Annotated in this window: 16 protein-coding genes; 10 read left to right on the top strand and 6 right to left on the bottom strand. The window is 67.1% G+C overall.

Features of this window, described 5'->3' with window-relative positions; genetic code table 11:
• Positions 1-30: 30 nt before the first annotated feature.
• Positions 31-705: a winged helix-turn-helix transcriptional regulator gene (locus G6N28_RS02655; RefSeq protein ID WP_163896911.1), complete on the bottom strand. Its 675-nt coding sequence runs from the start codon at positions 703-705 to the stop codon at positions 31-33.
• Positions 706-829: 124 nt separating this feature from the next.
• Here G6N28_RS02655 and G6N28_RS02650 point away from each other — a divergent pair, with 124 nt between their 5' ends.
• Both G6N28_RS02650 and G6N28_RS02645 read left to right on the top strand, forming a co-directional pair.
• Positions 830-1,648: a class I SAM-dependent methyltransferase gene (locus G6N28_RS02650; protein ID WP_163896910.1), complete on the top strand. Its 819-nt coding sequence runs from the start codon at positions 830-832 to the stop codon at positions 1,646-1,648.
• A 12-nt stretch (positions 1,649-1,660) separates the two neighbouring features.
• The gene (locus tag G6N28_RS02645; protein WP_163896909.1) at positions 1,661-2,725 is read left to right on the top strand and encodes a phosphotransferase family protein; all 1,065 of its coding nucleotides are present in this window, start codon (positions 1,661-1,663) and stop codon (positions 2,723-2,725) included.
• A 100-nt stretch (positions 2,726-2,825) separates the two neighbouring features.
• On the opposite strand, the gene G6N28_RS02640 is transcribed toward G6N28_RS02645, so the two are convergent.
• The gene (locus G6N28_RS02640; RefSeq protein WP_163896908.1) at positions 2,826-3,578 is read right to left on the bottom strand and encodes a sulfite exporter TauE/SafE family protein; all 753 of its coding nucleotides are present in this window, start codon (positions 3,576-3,578) and stop codon (positions 2,826-2,828) included.
• A gap of 221 nt (positions 3,579-3,799) precedes the next feature.
• Between G6N28_RS02640 and G6N28_RS02635 the strand changes: the two genes are divergently transcribed.
• Positions 3,800-4,285, top strand: a complete 486-nt coding sequence (locus G6N28_RS02635; protein WP_163896907.1) for a 2-isopropylmalate synthase — start codon at positions 3,800-3,802, stop codon at positions 4,283-4,285.
• 12 nt (positions 4,286-4,297) lie between these two features.
• On the opposite strand, the gene G6N28_RS02630 is transcribed toward G6N28_RS02635, so the two are convergent.
• Positions 4,298-5,776: a cytochrome P450 gene (locus G6N28_RS02630; protein ID WP_163896906.1), complete on the bottom strand. Its 1,479-nt coding sequence runs from the start codon at positions 5,774-5,776 to the stop codon at positions 4,298-4,300.
• A 119-nt stretch (positions 5,777-5,895) separates the two neighbouring features.
• Here G6N28_RS02630 and G6N28_RS02625 point away from each other — a divergent pair, with 119 nt between their 5' ends.
• Positions 5,896-6,537, top strand: a complete 642-nt coding sequence (locus G6N28_RS02625; RefSeq protein WP_163896905.1) for a TetR/AcrR family transcriptional regulator — start codon at positions 5,896-5,898, stop codon at positions 6,535-6,537.
• Positions 6,538-6,551: 14 nt separating this feature from the next.
• Positions 6,552-7,412: an SDR family oxidoreductase gene (locus tag G6N28_RS02620; protein WP_163896904.1), complete on the top strand. Its 861-nt coding sequence runs from the start codon at positions 6,552-6,554 to the stop codon at positions 7,410-7,412.
• On the opposite strand, the gene G6N28_RS02615 is transcribed toward G6N28_RS02620, so the two are convergent.
• The 3 genes from G6N28_RS02615 to G6N28_RS02605 are packed head-to-tail and all read right to left on the bottom strand — an operon-like array spanning position 7,409 to position 10,322.
• Positions 7,409-8,602 carry an AAA family ATPase gene (locus tag G6N28_RS02615; RefSeq protein ID WP_163896903.1) on the bottom strand — a complete coding sequence of 398 codons (1,194 nt, stop codon included), beginning with the start codon at positions 8,600-8,602 and terminating at the stop codon, positions 7,409-7,411. The genes G6N28_RS02620 and G6N28_RS02615 overlap by 4 nt on opposite strands.
• 3 nt (positions 8,603-8,605) lie before the next feature.
• The gene (locus G6N28_RS02610) at positions 8,606-9,655 is read right to left on the bottom strand and encodes a DNA polymerase IV (protein WP_163896902.1); all 1,050 of its coding nucleotides are present in this window, start codon (positions 9,653-9,655) and stop codon (positions 8,606-8,608) included.
• Between the two features lie 58 nt (positions 9,656-9,713).
• A complete protein-coding gene (locus G6N28_RS02605) occupies positions 9,714-10,322 on the bottom strand; it encodes a TetR/AcrR family transcriptional regulator (RefSeq protein ID WP_163896901.1) in 609 nt (202 codons plus the stop codon).
• Positions 10,323-10,412: 90 nt separating this feature from the next.
• Between G6N28_RS02605 and G6N28_RS02600 the strand changes: the two genes are divergently transcribed.
• From G6N28_RS02600 to G6N28_RS02580, 5 genes are all read left to right on the top strand, one after another.
• Positions 10,413-10,955 (top strand): NADPH-dependent FMN reductase, encoded by a 543-nt coding sequence (locus tag G6N28_RS02600; protein ID WP_163896900.1) that lies wholly within the window; start codon positions 10,413-10,415, stop codon positions 10,953-10,955.
• 482 nt (positions 10,956-11,437) lie between these two features.
• Positions 11,438-11,689 carry a redoxin NrdH gene (locus G6N28_RS02595; RefSeq protein ID WP_163896899.1) on the top strand — a complete coding sequence of 84 codons (252 nt, stop codon included), beginning with the start codon at positions 11,438-11,440 and terminating at the stop codon, positions 11,687-11,689.
• Positions 11,690-11,755: 66 nt separating this feature from the next.
• Positions 11,756-12,199, top strand: coding sequence for a class Ib ribonucleoside-diphosphate reductase assembly flavoprotein NrdI (gene nrdI, locus G6N28_RS02590; protein WP_046750617.1), 444 nt, complete (start codon positions 11,756-11,758; stop codon positions 12,197-12,199).
• Positions 12,166-14,349 (top strand): class 1b ribonucleoside-diphosphate reductase subunit alpha, encoded by a 2,184-nt coding sequence (gene nrdE, locus G6N28_RS02585; protein ID WP_163896898.1) that lies wholly within the window; start codon positions 12,166-12,168, stop codon positions 14,347-14,349. Before nrdI ends, nrdE begins: the two co-directional genes overlap by 34 nt.
• A gap of 144 nt (positions 14,350-14,493) precedes the next feature.
• Positions 14,494-17,304, top strand: a complete 2,811-nt coding sequence (locus G6N28_RS02580; RefSeq protein WP_163896897.1) for a toll/interleukin-1 receptor and WD40 repeat domain-containing protein — start codon at positions 14,494-14,496, stop codon at positions 17,302-17,304.
• Position 17,305 lies beyond the last annotated feature (1 nt).

The raw sequence follows: 17,305 nt of genomic DNA, 5'->3' as shown, positions 1-17,305 counted from the left end.
GCAGGCGTATGGCTCACGATGCCCGACCGCTCACGCCGGCCGCGGCACCGCGGAGAGCAGCGACTGGCCGATCCACGTCGGAACGGCGCGGCGCACCCCGGCCGGCCCGGCCAGCGAGACGCTGCCGTCGAGCATGGCTTGGCGCCAGGACACGTCGCCGCGCCAGATCCGGGTGAGGGTCCGAAGGCTGGTCTCAACGGTGCCCGCCACGTCGTAGCCCGGGTCGAAGTCGCACACGTCGGCGCGGCCGTCGGCGACCACCAGCCACCACCGTGCCGCCTTGGGCGCCACCCCGGTCAGGCGGAACGCCAACGTGGTCGGTTCACGCGGCCATTCGGCGATGGAAACGGTGCGGCGGATGTCCCACATCAGCAGGTGCGGGTCGAGATCCTCCTCCCCGAGTTCACCGATCCAACGCACGCCCCAGGCGCCCAGCGCGTCGACGACCTCGGCCAGTTCCTTGCCGCACGTGGTGAGCGTGTAGGCGGTGCGCCCGCCGACGTCGGCACGCTCGACAACCCCTGCGCGAACCAGCGATTTCAGTCGCTTCGACAGCAGTGCCGGCGACATCTTCGGCACCCCGCGACGCAGGTCATTGAAGTGTCGGCTGCCCAGCAGCAGCTCGCGCACGACGAGCATCGTCCACCGCTCGTCGAGCAGCTCCATTGCCTTGGCGACAGGGCAGAACTGGCCGTATCCGGGCATCTGTGCACCTCCGCGACCGCAACGGGCAGTACACATATCGAACCAGGACCGGTACAGATTTGGTACTGGATCGCGGTGATCGGTGCGCGGGACGATAACTGCACCGCACAGGGAAGGTACTGCCATGAACAACCCCGCCACCGCCGATTCTCAGATCGCCGCCAAACACCGGGTCATGTGGGCGTCCGGTGACTATCCGACGCTCGCGGCCGAGATCGTCTCGCCGCTGGGCCCGATTCTGGTGGACGCGGCCCAGATCGGCCCCGACGACCGTGTGCTCGATGTCGCTGCGGGCACTGGCAACGCGGCGATCCCGGCCGCGCTCACCGGAGCGCGCGTCGTCGCCAGCGACCTGTGCCCGGAACTGCTGGAGCACGGCAGCCGGCTGGCCACCGAACGGGGCGTCACGCTGGAATGGCGCGAGGCCGACGCGCACGAATTGCCGTTCGGGGACGCCGAGTTCGACGTGGTGATGTCCTGCATCGGCGTGATGTTCGCCCCGTTTCACCAGCGGGCCGCCGACGAGTTGACCCGGGTGTGCAAACCGGGCGGCACGATCGCGCTGCTGAGCTGGACCCCCGAGGGCCAGATCGGTGAGCTGTTCGCCACCATGAAGCCGTACGTCGCGGTCCCGCCGCCCGGCGCCCAACCGCCGCCGCTGTGGGGCAACGAGGACCACGTCCGCGCCCTGCTCGGCAATCGCGTCGCCGACGTCGCCACCGAGCGACGCACCCTGACCGTCGACCGATTCAGCGACGGGGCGGCCTTCCGCGACTACTTCAGTTCGATGTACGGACCGACGATCGCCGCGTACCGCAACATCGAGGACGATCCGGACCGGATCGCCGAACTCGACGCCGCGCTGACCCGTCTCGGTGACCGCTTCCTGCAGAGCGGCGCGATGGAATGGGAGTACCTGCTGCTGACCGCGCGCAGAGCCTGACACGATGGGCCTATGTCCGACGCCGTACCGCAGCTACCCACCCTGACCGACGACGACCAGAAGGCGCTGCAGCGCTGGGTGCGTCAACAGAACCTGGGCTCGGCCGTGACCGACGTCGAACCCCTGGCCGGCGGCACCCAGAACATCGTCGTGCGGATCCGGGTCGACGGGCGGCCGATGGTGTTGCGCCGCCCGCCCCTTCACCCGCGCCCGACGAGCGACAAGACGATGCTGCGCGAGATCGCGGCGCTTCGCACCCTGGCGGGCACCGACGTTCCGCACCCACGGTTCATCGCCGGCTGCGACGACCTCGACGTGCTCGGGGTGGTGTTCTACCTGATGGAGGAGGTGGACGGCTTCAATCCCGGCAGCGAGGTCGACGAGGCCTACGTCCGGAACCCGGGCATGCGCCACCAGGTCGGCCTGTCCTACGCGGCCAGCCTGGCCCAACTCGGCAACGTGGCGTGGGAAGGCAGCCCGCTGGCCGAACTCAAACGCCCGGGTTCCTTTCTCGAGCGCCAGGTTCCGCAGTTTCTGCGGCTGCTGGAAAGCTATCGGCACGACCGCTACGACCCGGCATCGCTGGCCGTCGGTGAACTCGCCGACTGGCTGCAGGCCAACCGTCCGCCCGACGGGCACCCCGGGATTCTGCACGGGGACCCGCATTTGAGCAACGTGCTGCTGCGCCGGGATAAGCCGGAGCTGGCGGCGTTCGTCGACTGGGAGATGTGCACGATCGGCGACCCGCTCCTGGATCTGGGCTGGATGCTGATCTGCTGGCCGCTGGAGACCAACACGATCACCGCGGGCGCCGCGCTGGCCGAACTCGGTGGGCTCGCGACACGGCGTGAGCTGTTGCAGGCGTATCTGGGCGCCGGTGGTCGCGAAACCTCAAGCCTGGAATGGTATGTCGCGATGGCGTGCTTCAAACTGGGCATCGTGATCGAAGGCACGTGGTCGCGGTTCCTCATCGGTCAGGCCAGCCGGGACGCCGGTGAGCGGTTACACGCCAACGCGCAGAACCTGATTGAGATCGGTACCCGAGTCGCCAAGGGCGACAACCCGTTCGGGCTCTGAAGGCGGCGCCCCTCCCGGCGAGCAGACGCTTGTACCCCCAGAAACAGCGGATTTCGGGGGTTTTCGCGTCTGCTGGCGGGGGTGGGGTGGGGGGGTGCCGTCAGCCGTAGGTGTCGAACGCGAGCTTGACGGCCACCGCCAGGCCGGCCGCGCCGATCAACACGCGCATCGGGCCGGCGGGGGCGTGGCGGACGACGACGGGACCCAGCCGCGAGCCGATGAGGCAACCGAGCCCGAGCGGCAGGACCGCCCACAACTGCACGGGCGCGGTGACCGCGAACACCACGGCCGCAACGAGGTTGGCGACGCCGTTGATGTAGTTCTTGCCGGCGTTGGCGTGCGCGAGCGTGGCATGGCCGACCCGCAGCAGCAGAGCCAGCATCAGGACGCCCGCCGCGGCACCGAAGTAGCCGCCGTAGACGCAGATCAGAAAGATCGCCGCGCCTTCGAGGGCCACCCGGGAGGTCGGACGGCGATGGTCCCCGATGGCCATTTCCGGAGTGCCGTGCGGCATCAGGATCGCCAGAGACGCCAGCCCCAGCAGCACCGGCACGAGACGCTCGAAGCCCTCCGGCGGCGTCGACAACAGCAGGACCGCGCCGAGCGCTCCGGCAAGCGCGGCCACCGGTGTGATCCGCAGCAGCCACGCGACCTGCCCCCGCAGCTCGGGGCGAGACCCCAGCACGGAGCCGACGCCGTTGAACACCAGCGCCACGGTGTTGGTCACATTGGCCGTCACCGGCGGTAAACCCGCGACGAGCAGCGCCGGATAGGTGGCCACCGATGCGAGTCCCGCGATACTGCCGGTGAGGCCGCCGAGCACACCCGCCGCGAATAGCAACGCCCAGTTCATCGGCCGCTCACGTTACGGCCTGCGAACCTCGCGGGCATGTCGTGGTGTCGTGGACAGACAAATGCGATTGCGCGCCCGCGCGTCGAGCGTCTAGCATCGGCACCGTGCCGAGGCGACTCGTAGTAGCAACCCGCAGCGGGGTCTGATTTCTCGACCGACCCCTCGCTGTGGGTCGTTGCTATTTCCGTCGGTCACTCCTCTGAACCAGAAGCCCGGCACACATGTCTCTCGCAATCACCAACCAACCCGCTTGCGCAGCGGCGGCGCGCTTTCACACCCCGTTGCCCCGCGCCCTGCGCGCACAGGCGGCCGCGATGCCGTTCGAAGCGTTTCTCGCCGAGTATTCGCCCAGCTCCGGACCGTTGCGGCTGCGCAGCTGGTCATGCGCCGACGGCCATCGTCGCGCGACCCGGCTCGGGCCCCAGGCCCGCACCTACCAGGCGACCCTGGATATCGGCGACCGCACCAGCATCTCGTCGGCAGCGGCGCCCGGTCCCGTCGCGGCGCTGACCGCGATGCTCTACGAGCACGGCATCGCCGTCGAGATGACCGCATTTCACCAGGTGCCCGCCGACGAGTGCACCGCGACGTTCATCCAGGGCTCCGACGGCACCCGCACGCAATGGGCGATGGGCCTGGCGGACGACCCGACACAGTCGGCGCTGGGCGCGGTGATCGCCTGCGCCAACCGGCTGCTGACGGCTTGATTTCGCCGCAGGTCAGTGCAGCGGACGCAGCACGATCGGCATGCCGTCCATCGGCACCGGCATACCGGCGTAGTCGTAGCGCGGCTTGTAACCCGGGCGTGGCAGCTCGAGGCGGTACTTGCGCAGCAGCCGGTGCATCACGGTCTTGATCTCGAGCTGGCCGAACACCATGCCGATGCACTTGTGCGCGCCGCCGCCGAACGGGGCGAACGCATACCGGTGCTTCTTGTGCTCGGCGCGCGGTTCGGCGAAGCGGTCGGGATCGAACTTCTCGGGGTTCGTCCACAGCTCCGGCAGCCGGTGGTTCATGCCGGGCCACGTCACGATGTTGGTGCCCGCCGGGATGTAGTAGCCCAGCAGGTCGGTGTCGCGGATCGCCTGGCGAACGTTGAACGGCAGCGGGGTGACCAACCGCAGCGACTCGTTGATCGCCAGGTCGAGGGCCTCCAGCTTCTCCAGCGCCTCGATGTCCAGCGGGCCGTCACCCAACCGCGACGACTCGTCGCGGCACCGTTCCTGCCATTCCGGGTTGGCGGCGAGGTGGTAACCCATCGTGGTCAGCGTCGACGTCGAGGTGTCGTGGGCGGCCATCATCAAGAAGATCATGTGGTTGACGATGTCCTCGTCGGTGAAGCGGTTGCCGTCCTCGTCCTCGGAATGGCAGAGCACCGAGAGCATGTCGGTGCCCCCCGAGTCGCGGCGTTCCTTGACCCGCTCCTCGAAGTAGTCTTCGAGCACCTTGCGCGCGCGCAGCCCACGCCACCACTTGAACGGCGGAACGCTGGCGCGGATGATCGCGCCGCCGGCGCGGGTGGTGATCGCGAACGCCTCGTTCACCTTGGTGACCAGTTCGTGGTCGGTGCCGGGTTCGTGGCCCATGAACACCACCGAGGCGATGTCAAGGGTGAGTTCCTTGAGCGCGGGGTGCAGCAGGAACCGCGCATCGTTGGCCACCCAGTCGTTGGCCACCACCTTCGAGGCCACCTTGTCGATGTGCTCGACGTAGCCCGTCAACCGGGTGCGGGTGAACGCCTCCTGCATGATCCGCCGGTGGTACATGTGCTCTTCGAAATCGAGCATCATCAGGCCGCGGTTGAAGAACGGGCCGATGACCGGATGCCAGCCCTTCTGCGAGTAGTCCTTGTTCTTGTTGGAGAAGACTTCCTGGGTGGCGTCGGGTCCCAGCGCCGACACCGACGACAGCGCCGGGGAGTGGGCGTAGTGCACGGGCCCGTACTTGCGGTAAACCTTCAGCACGTAATCCGGGCCGCCGCGGAACGCCTCGATCATGTGCCCGAGGATCGGCAGACCCGAGTCACCCATGACGGGCTTGAGCCCGGATCCCGCCGGCGGCTCGGCCAGCACGAACTGCGGCCACTCCCGCTCGCTGAGGCGCCGCTCGATCGGGCCGAGCGGCAGGTTGTTCAACGTCGGGGTGAGACGTCGTTTCGCCTGGTCGAGCAGATAATCCTTGGTGTTGATGGTCGCCATCTAGACACTCCTGAAAAAGGACACGCTGTGGTGGATGTCACCTGGCACCCATCCTGGTATCCTCACTTGACGCCTGTCAAGTTTGGCGCGGCTGCGTCGCAATGAAAAGGTCTTAAGCCATGACGGCCGAAGCACGGGAGACACGTCGGAGCCGCGGCGATCGCCAGCGCGACGCGATTGTGCGCGCGGTGCGCGAACTGCTGCAGGAAAGGTCCTTCGCCGACCTGTCGGTGAGCACGATCAGCGAACACGCCGGCGTCGCCAGGTCCGGCTTCTACTTCTACTTCGATTCCAAGTACGCGGTGCTCGCGGTGATCCTTGCCGAGGCCAGCGAGGAACTCGCCAAGCTCACGCACAACTTCGCGCCGAGGGAGCCGGGCGAGTCCCTGTCCGATTACGCCAAGCGGATGGTCGGCAGCGCCGCGGCGGTCTACGCGACCAACGATCCGATCATGCATGCCTGTGCGGTGGCCCGAAACACCGACGCACAGATCCGGGAGATGATGGACGACTTCGCCGACGGCATCATCGACAAGATCCTCAGCCTGGTGGAGCAGGACCCCGACGCCAAACCGATCTCCGATGATCTGCCCGCGCTGGTGCGGACGCTGGCGGCGACGACGATGATGACCCTGACCCACGACAGCGCGTTCATCGGCCGGGGAGCCGACCCGGCCCGGGCCGTGGCGGTCGTCGAGCGGTTGTGGCTGTACGGGCTGTGGGGCGGCCAGCACTTGCCTGAGGACCAGCCGGGCACATAGGTATCCTCACCGCCATGGCGCAGCGAAGCGGTTTCACCGGCAAGCGTTGTCTTCTGACCGGGGCCGCCAGCGGCATCGGTCGTGCCACCGCCCTGAAACTGGCGGCCGAAGGCGCCGAACTGTTCCTCACCGACCGTGATGCCGAAGGTCTGGAAAAGACGGTGGCAGACGCGAAGGCGTTGGGCGGCCACGTGGCCGAACACCGCGCGTTCGACATCTCCGACCACGACGCGGTGGTGGCCTTCGCCGCAGACATTCACGCCGACCATCCCGCGATGGACGTGGTGATGAACATCGCCGGTGTGTCGGCGTGGGGGACCGTGTCGACGCTGACGCACCAGCATTGGAAGTCGATGATCGACATCAACCTGATGGGGCCGATCCACGTCATCGAGGCGTTCCTTCCGCCGATGGTCGCGGCGGGCCAGGGCGGACACCTGGTCAACGTGTCATCAGCGGCCGGGTTGGTGGCGCTGCCGTGGCACGCGGCCTACAGCGCAAGCAAGTACGGCCTGCGCGGCCTGTCCGAGGTGCTGCGCTTCGATCTGGCCAGACACCGCATCGGGGTGTCGGTGGTCGTTCCCGGGGCGGTCAAAACCCCTCTGGTGCAGACGGTTCAGATCGCCGGCGTGGACCGTGAGGACCCGCGGGTGAAGAAGTGGACGGACCGGTTCAGCGGGCACGCGGTCTCGCCGGAGCACGCCGCCGAGTGCATCCTGAAAGGGGTGCGGCGCAACCGGTTCCTGATCTACACCTCGTTCGACATCCGGGCGCTGTATCTGTTCAAGCGGCTCGCCTGGTGGCCCTACAGCGTGGCGATGCGCCAGGCCAACGTGTTGTTCACCAAGGCGTTGCGCCCCGCGGCGCGGCGTTAGCGTTTGCCCCAGTCCCACGGCGGCGTCGTCAGCAGACCCAGGCCTTCGACGCGGGTTTCGCCGAGGTCCTTGTACAGACCGATCTCCACGGCTTCGGCCCCTTCGCTCTCGGCAGCGTCGGCGACCGGCACGGTGTCCAGGAACTGCAGCAGCGTCTTGGAGTGGGTGACGACGACGACCTGCGTGGTGCTCGAGGCGGCGCGGATCAACGACGCCAGCGGACCCACCAGGTCGGGGTGCAACGAGGTCTCCGGTTCGTTGAGCACCATCAGGGACGGCGGTCGTGGACTCGACAACGCCGCGGCCCACAGCAGGAATCGCAGTGTCCCGTCGGACAATTCGGCTGCGCGTAACGGCCGCAACATGCCGGGCTGGTGCAGCTGCAGATCGAACAGGCCGTCGTGGACGGCCACCGACACCGTCGCTCCTTCGAACGCCTCTGCCACGGCACGCTGCAGATCGTCGTGCCCGGCCTCGATGATCGTCTGGATGGCCGCGGCCAGGTCGCTGCCGTCGTCGGACAGCACGGGCGTGCGGGTGCCGACGTGGCGTTGACGTGAGGGCGCGGAAGCATCGACCCGGAAACCGTCGTAGAACCGCCAGTCGCGCAGGCGATCACGCACCGCGGCAAGCTCGGGGTGCGCACCGGGGTGGGCGTACTCGGCGAGCACGCTGCGGAACGGCGGCAGCGCCTGTGACAGCTTGTCGAACCCCCGGCCCGATTCCACACGAGCCTCGGCGTAGTCGCGGGCGCGTCGCACCAGCGTCGTGCCGGTCCGCATCACCGGGCCGGCGAACACCGCCTCGCGTTTGATCTCCGGGTCGAGCGCGAACAACGACCTGTGCCCGGCCATCTGGGGCAGCCCGAGATCGACCAGATAGCCGAAATCGTCGGAGGCGAAGCCGAGTTCCAGCGAGACCGGCCCGGACCGGGTGGTGCCCTCGACCCGGCCCGTGCGTCGCGCAACACCGAGCTGCTCGGGACCGGCCCACAGCACCGATTCCAGCCCGCCCTCGCGCGCCAGTGAACCGATCACCTCACCGCGCCCGCAATCGGCCAGCAGCCGAAGCGCCCGGTACAGCGACGACTTGCCGGTGCCGTTGGCGCCGGTGACCACGGTCAGGCGGGCCAGCGGCAACACGATGTCGCGAAGCGACCGATAGCCGCGGACGGCAACCGTGTGCAGCATGGGTCAGTACCCGCCTTCCGGAGGCGCCAGTTCCAGCCGCACACCGAGCAGTCGTACCGGCCGATCCAGTTCGAAGTCGGCCAGCAGGTCGAGCGCTGTCGCGGTGATCGTCTCGGTGTCGACCGACGGCGCGGGCAGTTTGCGAATCTTCGTCCTGGTGTAGAAGGTCTTGGTCCGCACCGTCACGGCCACCCGAGTGACGACGCGGTGCTGTTCGACCACCTCGGTCAGCGTCCGGTGCGCGAGATCGGCGACAGCGGAGTCCATTTCGGAACGCTCCGTGAGATCCGTCGGGAAGGTGATGACGTGGCTGCGTGAGCGCGGCACCCAGGGCGTGGCGCTGACCTCGGTGTCTCCTCCGCCCTTGGCCAGCAATAGGATCCACAGACCGGTCGTGGGCCCGAACGTCGACGTCAGCGTCGTCGCATCGGTGGCGGCCAGATCGGCGACCGTGGTGATCCCCATTGTGGCAAGCTTTTTCGCGGTTTTGGGTCCGACCCCCCACAAGGCGTCGACGTTGCGGTCGCCCATCACCGCCATCCAGTTCTCGTCGGTGAGCACATAGACGCCTGACGGCTTGCCGAACCCGGTCGCGACCTTGGCCCGTTGCTTGTTGTCACTGATGCCCACCGAACACGACAAGCCGGTCTCGCTCGCCACGACGTCGCGGATCCGTTCGGCCAGATCGACGGCGGCGACGATGCCGTCGAGCTCGGCCCCGACGTAGGCCTCGTCCCAACCCCATACCTCCACCGGGTGGCCGAAGCCGCGCATCAGTTCCATGACCTCCTCGGAGGCGGCATCGTAGGCATCGGTATCCAACGGCAGGAACGTCGCGTCCGGGCACTTGCGCGCGGCGGTGCGCAGCGGCATGCCTGCGTGCACTCCGAACTTGCGCGCCGGATACGACGCGCACGTGACCACCTTGCGTGGCTCGTCGGGAATGCCGTTGCCGCCGACGATGATCGGCAGGCCGTCGAGCTCGGGGCGACGGCGTACCTCCACGGCGGCCTGGAACTGGTCCAGATCGACGTGCAGAACCCAGCGCTTCATCGGTGTTGTCTGTCCCCGTGGCCCACGGGCCGGGGGTGCCCCCACTTCGCGCAAGCGTTCATCGCCCACACAGTTTGCGCGCTACCGATTCCCACGCGTCACCGAGGCTCTCCAGCGTCGCACCGCGCTCGGTGAGTTGGTGATGTACGTAGTCCACGTCGAGCAGCGCGAGCAGCGCCGCGGCCTGCGCGTCGAGGTCCCCGGTGGTGCCCGCGTCCTCCAACAACACCCGGACATGGCGGTGGTGCAGCGTGGCCGGCGGACTGAACCGCATCTGCGGATCGCGATTGGCATCCGACAGCAAGGCGTGATGGGTGTGGACGAACTCGAGGCGGCTGCGCCCGTAGGCCAGCAGCCGCTCCAGCGGCGGCGCGCCGGGGCCCAGCGGGGGCGGCCCGAACAGGAACGCCTGCTGCGCGGCCTTCTCGTCCTCGTCGAGCAGCACGATCATCAGGCCCGCCCGGCTGCCGAACCGGCGAAACAGCGTGCCTTTGCCGACGCCGGCGGCCGCGGCGATGTCGTCGGTGCTGACCGCGTCGGCGCCGCGCTCTGCGATCAGGCGGCGCGCGGCGTCGAGGATCAGCCTGCGGTTGCGCGCGGCGTCGCCCCGCTCCTGCGGCGCTTGGTCGGTGACCGGCAGCTCACTGAGGGGACGAGGCGCGGCCATCGCACCAGTTTAGGTCAGCCGGAATTAATCGGACCCTGGTCCGGTTCTGCCGTGTGAGAATTCTTCGATCCGGTCGAAAGGGACGCGATCATGTCGGACATCAGGGTGCTGGTGCTGGTGGGCAGCCTGCGGGCGGCCTCGATCAACCGCCAGCTGGCGGAGCTGGCGGCCGAAATCGCGCCGGACGGGGTGACCCTCGGGACCTTCGACCGGCTCGGGGAGCTGCCCTTCTACAACGAGGACATCGACAACGACGCCGTTCCCGAGCCGGTCGCCGCGCTGCGCCGGAGGGGCGCCGAGTCCGACGCCGCGCTCGTCATCACCCCGGAGTACAACGGCTCGATCCCGGGTGTGCTCAAGAACGCGATCGACTGGTTGTCGCGGCCGTTCGGCGAGGGCGCGCTGAAGGACAAGCCCCTCGTGGTGACCGGGGCGGCGCTGGGTCGCTACGGCGGGGTGTGGGCGCACGCCGAGACACGCAAGTCCTTCGGGATCGCTGGCGCGCGCGTCCTCGAGGATCTGCAGCTGTCCGTGCAGACGACCGCCTTCGCGGACAAGCACCCGCGCGAGAACGCCGAAGTGGTCGCCAACCTGCGCGACATCGTCGGAAAGCTGGCCGCCGAGGTCGGCTAGCCGACGTCACGCGAAGACCGCCGGCCAGGCCCGTCGGGGCGAACCGGTGGTTTGCTGAGAGGGATGCGCGATGGACCGGCGCGCCGGGGATGTCGGTGCCGGGTGGTACACCGAGAGCTACGACGGACATCCGATGCGGCGCCGCCAACAGTGTGATATGCGACACGCCGAGCGGGTGGCGGGCGATGGCTTACGACCTGGGAATTTCAAAAATGTCATTCAGAACATCTGGTATCTCTTCGCAATGTCGGACACTAGGTGTAGTGTTTCGGGCACCGACAGACCACCGCGGTACACGTACCGCTCAGGGTCAGCCGGAGCCCCCGAATCCGGCGCGATCGGTATCCCGACAGCCCGGCGAGGGAGAACCGGTCAGCCAGGAATTGCGGAGGTCTGCGGGCCGCTGAAACCACAGCGACATGTAGTACCCGACGAGTTGCCAGTCTCAGTGCAGTGACAGTTGTAGAGGAGCCGTACCGAAGATGAGTCAGCCATCGATCACCGTCTACACCAAGCCCGCATGCGTGCAGTGCAACGCCACGTACAAGGCGCTCGACAAGCAGGGCATCGCTTACGAGACGGTCGACATCAGCCTCGACAGCGAGGCCCGTGACTACGTCATGGCGCTGGGTTACCTGCAGGCGCCCGTCGTCGTCGCTGGCAACGACCACTGGTCGGGGTTTCGGCCCGACCGCATCAAGGCGCTGGCGGGCGCGGTCGCGGTAACGGCATAGCGGCTGCATCCGCGGCGCAACCATAGGGGAATTCGGGTAGCCGAAGACATCAGGAAGGAGTCGATGATGAGCAATCTCGTCTACTTCTCCAGCGTGTCGGAAAACACCCACCGCTTCGTCGAGAAGCTGGGGCTGCCGGCGATCCGGATCCCGCTGCACGGACGCATCGAGGTCGACGAACCTTACGTGCTGGTGCTTCCCACCTACGGCGGTGGGCGCGCCACACCCAACATCAACGACGGTGGCTATGTCCCCAAACAGGTCATCGCGTTCTTGAACAACGAACACAACCGGTCGTTGCTCCGCGGCGTCATCGCCGCGGGTAACAACAACTTCGGCGCGGAATTCGCCTACGCCGGCGACGTGGTGTCCCGCAAGTGCGGGGTGCCGTATCTGTACCGCTTTGAACTCATGGGAACACCCGACGACGTGGAAGCCGTCCGTGCGGGCTTGGAAGACTTTTGGAAGGACCAGACGTGCCACCAACCGTCACAGATGCAGAGCCTGTAACCACCGCCCCCTCCGCAGGCGGCGCCCATACGCTGCCCGGGGAGACGGATTACCACGCGCTCAACGCGATGCTGAATCTGTACGACGCCGACGGCAAGATTCAGTTCGACAAGGACCGGGAAGCCGCGCACCAGTTCTTCCGCGAGCACGTCAACCAGAACACGGTGTTCTTCCACGACATCGACGAGAAGCTCGACTACCTGATCCAGCAGAACTACTACGAGCGTGAGGTGCTCGACCAGTACTCGCGCAACTTCGTCAAGACGCTTATCGACCGGGCGTACGCCAAGAAGTTCCGGTTTCCGACGTTCCTCGGCGCGTTCAAGTACTACACCAGCTACACGCTGAAGACCTTCGACGGCAAGCGGTACCTGGAGCGCTTCGAGGACCGCGTCGTGATGGTGTCGTTGACCCTTGCCGCCGGTGACACCAAGCTGGCCGAGCAGCTCGTCGACGAGATCATGGACGGCCGGTTCCAGCCGGCCACCCCGACGTTCCTCAACTCGGGCAAGAAGCAGCGCGGTGAGCCGGTGAGCTGCTTCCTCTTGCGCATCGAGGACAACATGGAGTCCATCGGGCGCTCGATCAACTCCGCGCTGCAGCTGTCCAAGCGCGGTGGCGGGGTCGCGTTGCTGCTGACCAACATTCGCGAGCACGGCGCACCGATCAAGAACATCGAGAACCAGTCCTCGGGCGTCATCCCGATCATGAAGCTGCTGGAGGATTCGTTCTCCTATGCCAACCAGCTGGGCGCCCGCCAGGGCGCAGGTGCGGTGTATCTGCACGCCCACCATCCCGACATCTACCGCTTCCTGGACACCAAGCGGGAGAACGCCGACGAGAAGATCCGGATCAAGACGCTGTCGTTGGGTGTGGTGATTCCGGACATCACGTTCGAGCTGGCCAAGAAGAACGAAGACATGTACCTGTTCTCGCCGTACGACGTCGAGCGGGTCTACGGGCTGCCGTTCGCCGACATCTCGGTGACCGAGAAGTACTACGAGATGGTCGACGATGCGCGGATTCGCAAGACGAAGATCAAGGCGCGCGAGTTCTTCCAGACGCTGGCCGAGCTGCAGTTCGAGTCGGGCTACCCCTACATCATGTTCGAGGACACCGTCAACCGAGCTAATCCGATTGATGGCAAGATCACCCATTCCAACCTCTGCTCGGAGATCCTGCAGGTCTCCACGCCGTCGGTGTTCAACGAGGACTTGACCTACGCCCATGTGGGCAAGGACATTTCGTGCAACCTCGGTTCGCTGAACATCGCCAAGGCGATGGACTCGCCGGACTTCGCGCAGACCGTCGAGGTGGCGATCCGGGCGCTGACGGCCGTCTCCGACCAGACCCACATCGCCTCGGTGCCGTCGATCGAGCAGGGCAACAACGACTCCCACGCGATCGGGCTCGGGCAGATGAACCTGCACGGGTACCTGGCCCGGGAGCGGATCTTCTACGGCTCCGAAGAGGGCATCGACTTCACCAACATGTACTTCTACACCGTGTGCTATCACGCATTGCGGGCGTCGAACAAGATCGCGATCGAACGCGGCAGCCACTTCAAGGGATTCGAGCGCTCCAAGTACGCCACCGGTGAGTTCTTCGACAAGTACACCGACCAGGTGTGGGAGCCGAAGACCGACAAGGTCCGCAAGCTGTTCGCCGACGCAGGCATTCGCATTCCGACCCAAGAGGATTGGAAGCGGCTCAAGGCGTCGGTGCAGGAGCACGGTATCTACAACCAGAACCTGCAGGCGGTGCCGCCGACGGGATCGATCAGTTACATCAACCACTCGACGTCGTCGATCCACCCGATCGCATCCAAGATCGAGATCCGCAAGGAAGGCAAGATCGGGCGGGTCTACTATCCGGCGCCGTACATGACCAACGACAACCTGGAGTACTTCCAGGACGCCTACGAGATCGGCTACGAGAAGGTCATCGACACCTATGCCGCCGCAACGCAACACGTGGACCAGGGGTTGTCGTTGACGCTGTTCTTCAAGGACACCGCCACCACCCGCGACGTCAACAAGGCCCAGATCTACGCCTGGCGCAAGGGAATCAAGACGCTGTACTACATCCGGCTGCGCCAGATGGCGCTGGAGGGCACCGAAGTCGAGGGCTGCGTCTCCTGCATGTTGTAGTGCTCGAACGCCCAGTGTTGGCTTATCGCACGCGGTTCGCCGGTTGAGCGTGCAATAAGCCGACACTGGGCACCGGCGCGGGGCATACTGCATCTGCCGACACCGTCGGCACTGTGTTTTGCCCGGCCACGAAATGCGAGCGATATGCGCTACGACGCCTTCATCTCCTACTCGCATGCGGCCGACGGCCGGCTGGCCCCGGCGTTGCAGCGGGCGCTGCAGCGTCTGGCCAAACCCTGGTACCGGCGCCGGTCGCTGGAGGTGTTCCGGGACGAAACGGGCCTGTCGGTTGACCCGCACTTGTGGAATGCGATCGTCCGCGCGCTCGACGACGCGGAGTGGTTTCTGCTGCTCACGTCGCCGCAGGCCGCGGCATCGGTGTGGGTCAATCGGGAGATCGAGCACTGGAAGGCGCATCGGTCAGTCGACCGGATCCTGCCTGTCGTCACCGACGGCCATTGGGAATGGGATCCCGCGAAGGGCGATTTCACCGACGACTCCGACGCGGTGCCGCCCGCCCTGCGGGGGGTGTTCAGCGACGAGCCCCGCCATCTGGACCTGCGCTGGGCGCATGACGTCGACCAGCTCGACCTGCGCAACAGCCAGTTCCGCAACGGGGTGGCCGAGGTGGCCGCACCGCTGCACGGCCGCACCAAAGACGAGATCGAGGGTGAGGACGTCCGCCAGCACCGCCGTACCAAGCGCATCGCCTGGTCCGCGGTGGCGTCGCTGGCCGTGTTGACCGTCGCGGCCGTCACGGCCGCCGGAGTCGCCGTCTACAACGCGAACCAGGCCGAGCAACGCCGGATTCAGGCCGAAGCGCAGCGGCTGGCGGCACAGAGCAGCACCGAACTCGAGCGTCCCGACCTGGCTTTCCTCCTCGCCGCGCACGGGTACCGGCTGTACCCCAACGTGCAGACCGAGGGTGCTCTGCTCACCTCGGTGGCCAACCTCCCGGAGTTCACGCGCCGCATCCTCGTCGATGCACCGGTGACCGGGGTCGCCATCTCGGACGCCGCCGATCGGATCTGGATTGGCACGACGGACGGCGAGATCATCTCCCAAAGTTTCACCAGCGGAACCGAACTCGGCAGGATCGACGGCCAACTCGTCGATGAGGTGGTCGCGATCGCCCCCGCCAGGGCCGGCTCCGATGCCGTGGTTGTTGCCGGCAGCGGCGTCGTCGCCACACTCGACGGCGATCTGCGGGTCTCGGAGATGCGAACTACCGAGGATGCGGTCACCGCGTTGGCTGTGGCGCCATCGACCGGCCGGATCGCCGCCGGCACCGCTGGGGGCGCGGTCATCGTATGGGACGCGGGCGGGTCCGAGCCCTCGGCGACGTTCCCCGTCGTCGAACGCGCCGCTAACACCATGACAGCGGTCAGTGCGCTGGCGTGGACGCCCGACGGCGGGCTCGTCACCGCCGGCGGCGACGGGGCGCTGCGACGGTTCGATCCCGCAATGCCTCAGCGACCGGTGTGGGAGAAGGTCGAAGTCGGTGAAATCGGCAGTCGAGTATCGGCTCTCACCGTCGTCGACGACGGAACTGTCGTCACGGGCAGCAGCGACGGCACCGTGGGCTTCTGGAATGGCGCCGACGGAACGCCGACCGCTGCCGGCCTCAACGAACTTCACCCCGACGAGATCACCGGGCTCGCCGCGACGGGCGAGAACCCGGAGGCCGGCTCGGTGGCCTCGGTGTCCGAGGACGGCTTCATCATCTACTGGAACCACCTCACCGGTTCGCCGCCGCTGCCCCCGGTGCGGGTCGACGAACAGGCCGCCACCGCGGTGGCATGGGACCCGGCCAACTCTTGGCGCGGCATCACCGGTGGAACCGCAGGCGGGGCCTTACTTCTCGACTACGGCGACGGCCAACGCCGCCCCCTGGCCCAGCCGGTCGAGGGCTGGACCGACGCGGTGGCCGTCGCGATTTCACCCGCAGGCGACCGCCTTGCCGTCGTCCGCGCCGTTGCCGAGGCTTCGTCATCCGGCGAAAGCACACCCGGCCAGCTGGTCACCGCGCTGACCCTCACCGACGTGGCCGAGCCGGATCCGAACGGCCCGTCGGTGACCGTCGACGGCGTGATCGACCAGGTTGTCTTCACTCCCGACGGCGGCCGCGTGTTGGCCAGCACCAGCGAGGGGGAGGTGGTGGTGTGGGACGGCATCGCGGAGGCACCCACCGCGACCCGGGTCGCGCCAGGCGAGCCGGCAAGTCAGCTTGCGGTCTCACCCGACGGCGTCACGGTGGCGACGCGATGGATGAACGCCGATGCCCAGTCGTTCGACGCCGCGCCCGTGCGGTTATGGCGGTTGGACGACACCAAGCTCGTCGAAGAGGGCGAAATCGCCGGCCCGCCATTGGCCTGGGGCTTGGCGTTCACTCCGGACGGATCGCGTCTGATCATCGGCGGCTCTAACGAACTGGTCATCTATCGGCTTGCCGACGGCACCAACACCAGCGTGGAGATGAAGCGCGAGCAGGTGCGGTCGTTGGCGATCGCGCCCGACGGTGGCACGATCGCGGTGAGCCTGTGGAGCGGTCCGGTGCGGTTGTTCGACGTCGAGTCCGGCGAGCCGACCGGAGACGATCTGCGGGTGGCCGATCGGGTGACCGATGTCGCGTTTCGCGGCAACGGCGAACTGGCCGCCGTGTCCCAGGATGGCAGCATCATCTTCTGGGATCTGGCGAGTCGAACCAGGTTGTCGGATCGACCGCTCACCGCGGTGGACCGCGGCGCCGGCTCCGGCTTTACGTTGGAGCCCAGCCTGGCCCTCGGTCGGGATGTGGCGTTCACCGCTTCGGTCGCCGACCGCCGCCTGATCCGGTTCTCCCTGGATCCGACCGATTGGATCGCCGAGGGATGTGCGGTCCATCAGCGCGATCTCACCGACGCCGAAAAGGACCGCTACGGCCTCGAGGACGCCGAGCCGATCTGCGCGAAGTAGG

Source organism: Mycolicibacterium pulveris (assembly GCF_010725725.1).
Classification (GTDB): domain Bacteria; phylum Actinomycetota; class Actinomycetes; order Mycobacteriales; family Mycobacteriaceae; genus Mycobacterium; species Mycobacterium pulveris.
Note: the sequence above shows the minus strand (reverse complement) of the source record. Positions and strands in the feature narration are given on the sequence as shown.

Bases quoted from the DNA above. Each gene is read 5' to 3' on its own strand.
- G6N28_RS02655 (WP_163896911.1), bottom strand. From the start codon at position 705: ATGCCCGGATACGGCCAGTTCTGCCCTGTCGCCAAGGCAATGGAGCTG.
- G6N28_RS02650 (WP_163896910.1), top strand. From the start codon at position 830: ATGAACAACCCCGCCACCGCCGATTCTCAGATCGCCGCCAAACACCGG.
- G6N28_RS02645 (WP_163896909.1), top strand. From the start codon at position 1,661: ATGTCCGACGCCGTACCGCAGCTACCCACCCTGACCGACGACGACCAG.
- G6N28_RS02640 (WP_163896908.1), bottom strand. From the start codon at position 3,578: ATGAACTGGGCGTTGCTATTCGCGGCGGGTGTGCTCGGCGGCCTCACC.
- G6N28_RS02635 (WP_163896907.1), top strand. From the start codon at position 3,800: ATGTCTCTCGCAATCACCAACCAACCCGCTTGCGCAGCGGCGGCGCGC.
- G6N28_RS02630 (WP_163896906.1), bottom strand. From the start codon at position 5,776: ATGGCGACCATCAACACCAAGGATTATCTGCTCGACCAGGCGAAACGA.
- G6N28_RS02625 (WP_163896905.1), top strand. From the start codon at position 5,896: ATGACGGCCGAAGCACGGGAGACACGTCGGAGCCGCGGCGATCGCCAG.
- G6N28_RS02620 (WP_163896904.1), top strand. From the start codon at position 6,552: ATGGCGCAGCGAAGCGGTTTCACCGGCAAGCGTTGTCTTCTGACCGGG.
- G6N28_RS02615 (WP_163896903.1), bottom strand. From the start codon at position 8,602: ATGCTGCACACGGTTGCCGTCCGCGGCTATCGGTCGCTTCGCGACATC.
- G6N28_RS02610 (WP_163896902.1), bottom strand. From the start codon at position 9,655: ATGAAGCGCTGGGTTCTGCACGTCGATCTGGACCAGTTCCAGGCCGCC.
- G6N28_RS02605 (WP_163896901.1), bottom strand. From the start codon at position 10,322: ATGGCCGCGCCTCGTCCCCTCAGTGAGCTGCCGGTCACCGACCAAGCG.
- G6N28_RS02600 (WP_163896900.1), top strand. From the start codon at position 10,413: ATGTCGGACATCAGGGTGCTGGTGCTGGTGGGCAGCCTGCGGGCGGCC.
- G6N28_RS02595 (WP_163896899.1), top strand. From the start codon at position 11,438: ATGAGTCAGCCATCGATCACCGTCTACACCAAGCCCGCATGCGTGCAG.
- nrdI (WP_046750617.1), top strand. From the start codon at position 11,756: ATGAGCAATCTCGTCTACTTCTCCAGCGTGTCGGAAAACACCCACCGC.
- G6N28_RS02580 (WP_163896897.1), top strand. From the start codon at position 14,494: ATGCGCTACGACGCCTTCATCTCCTACTCGCATGCGGCCGACGGCCGG.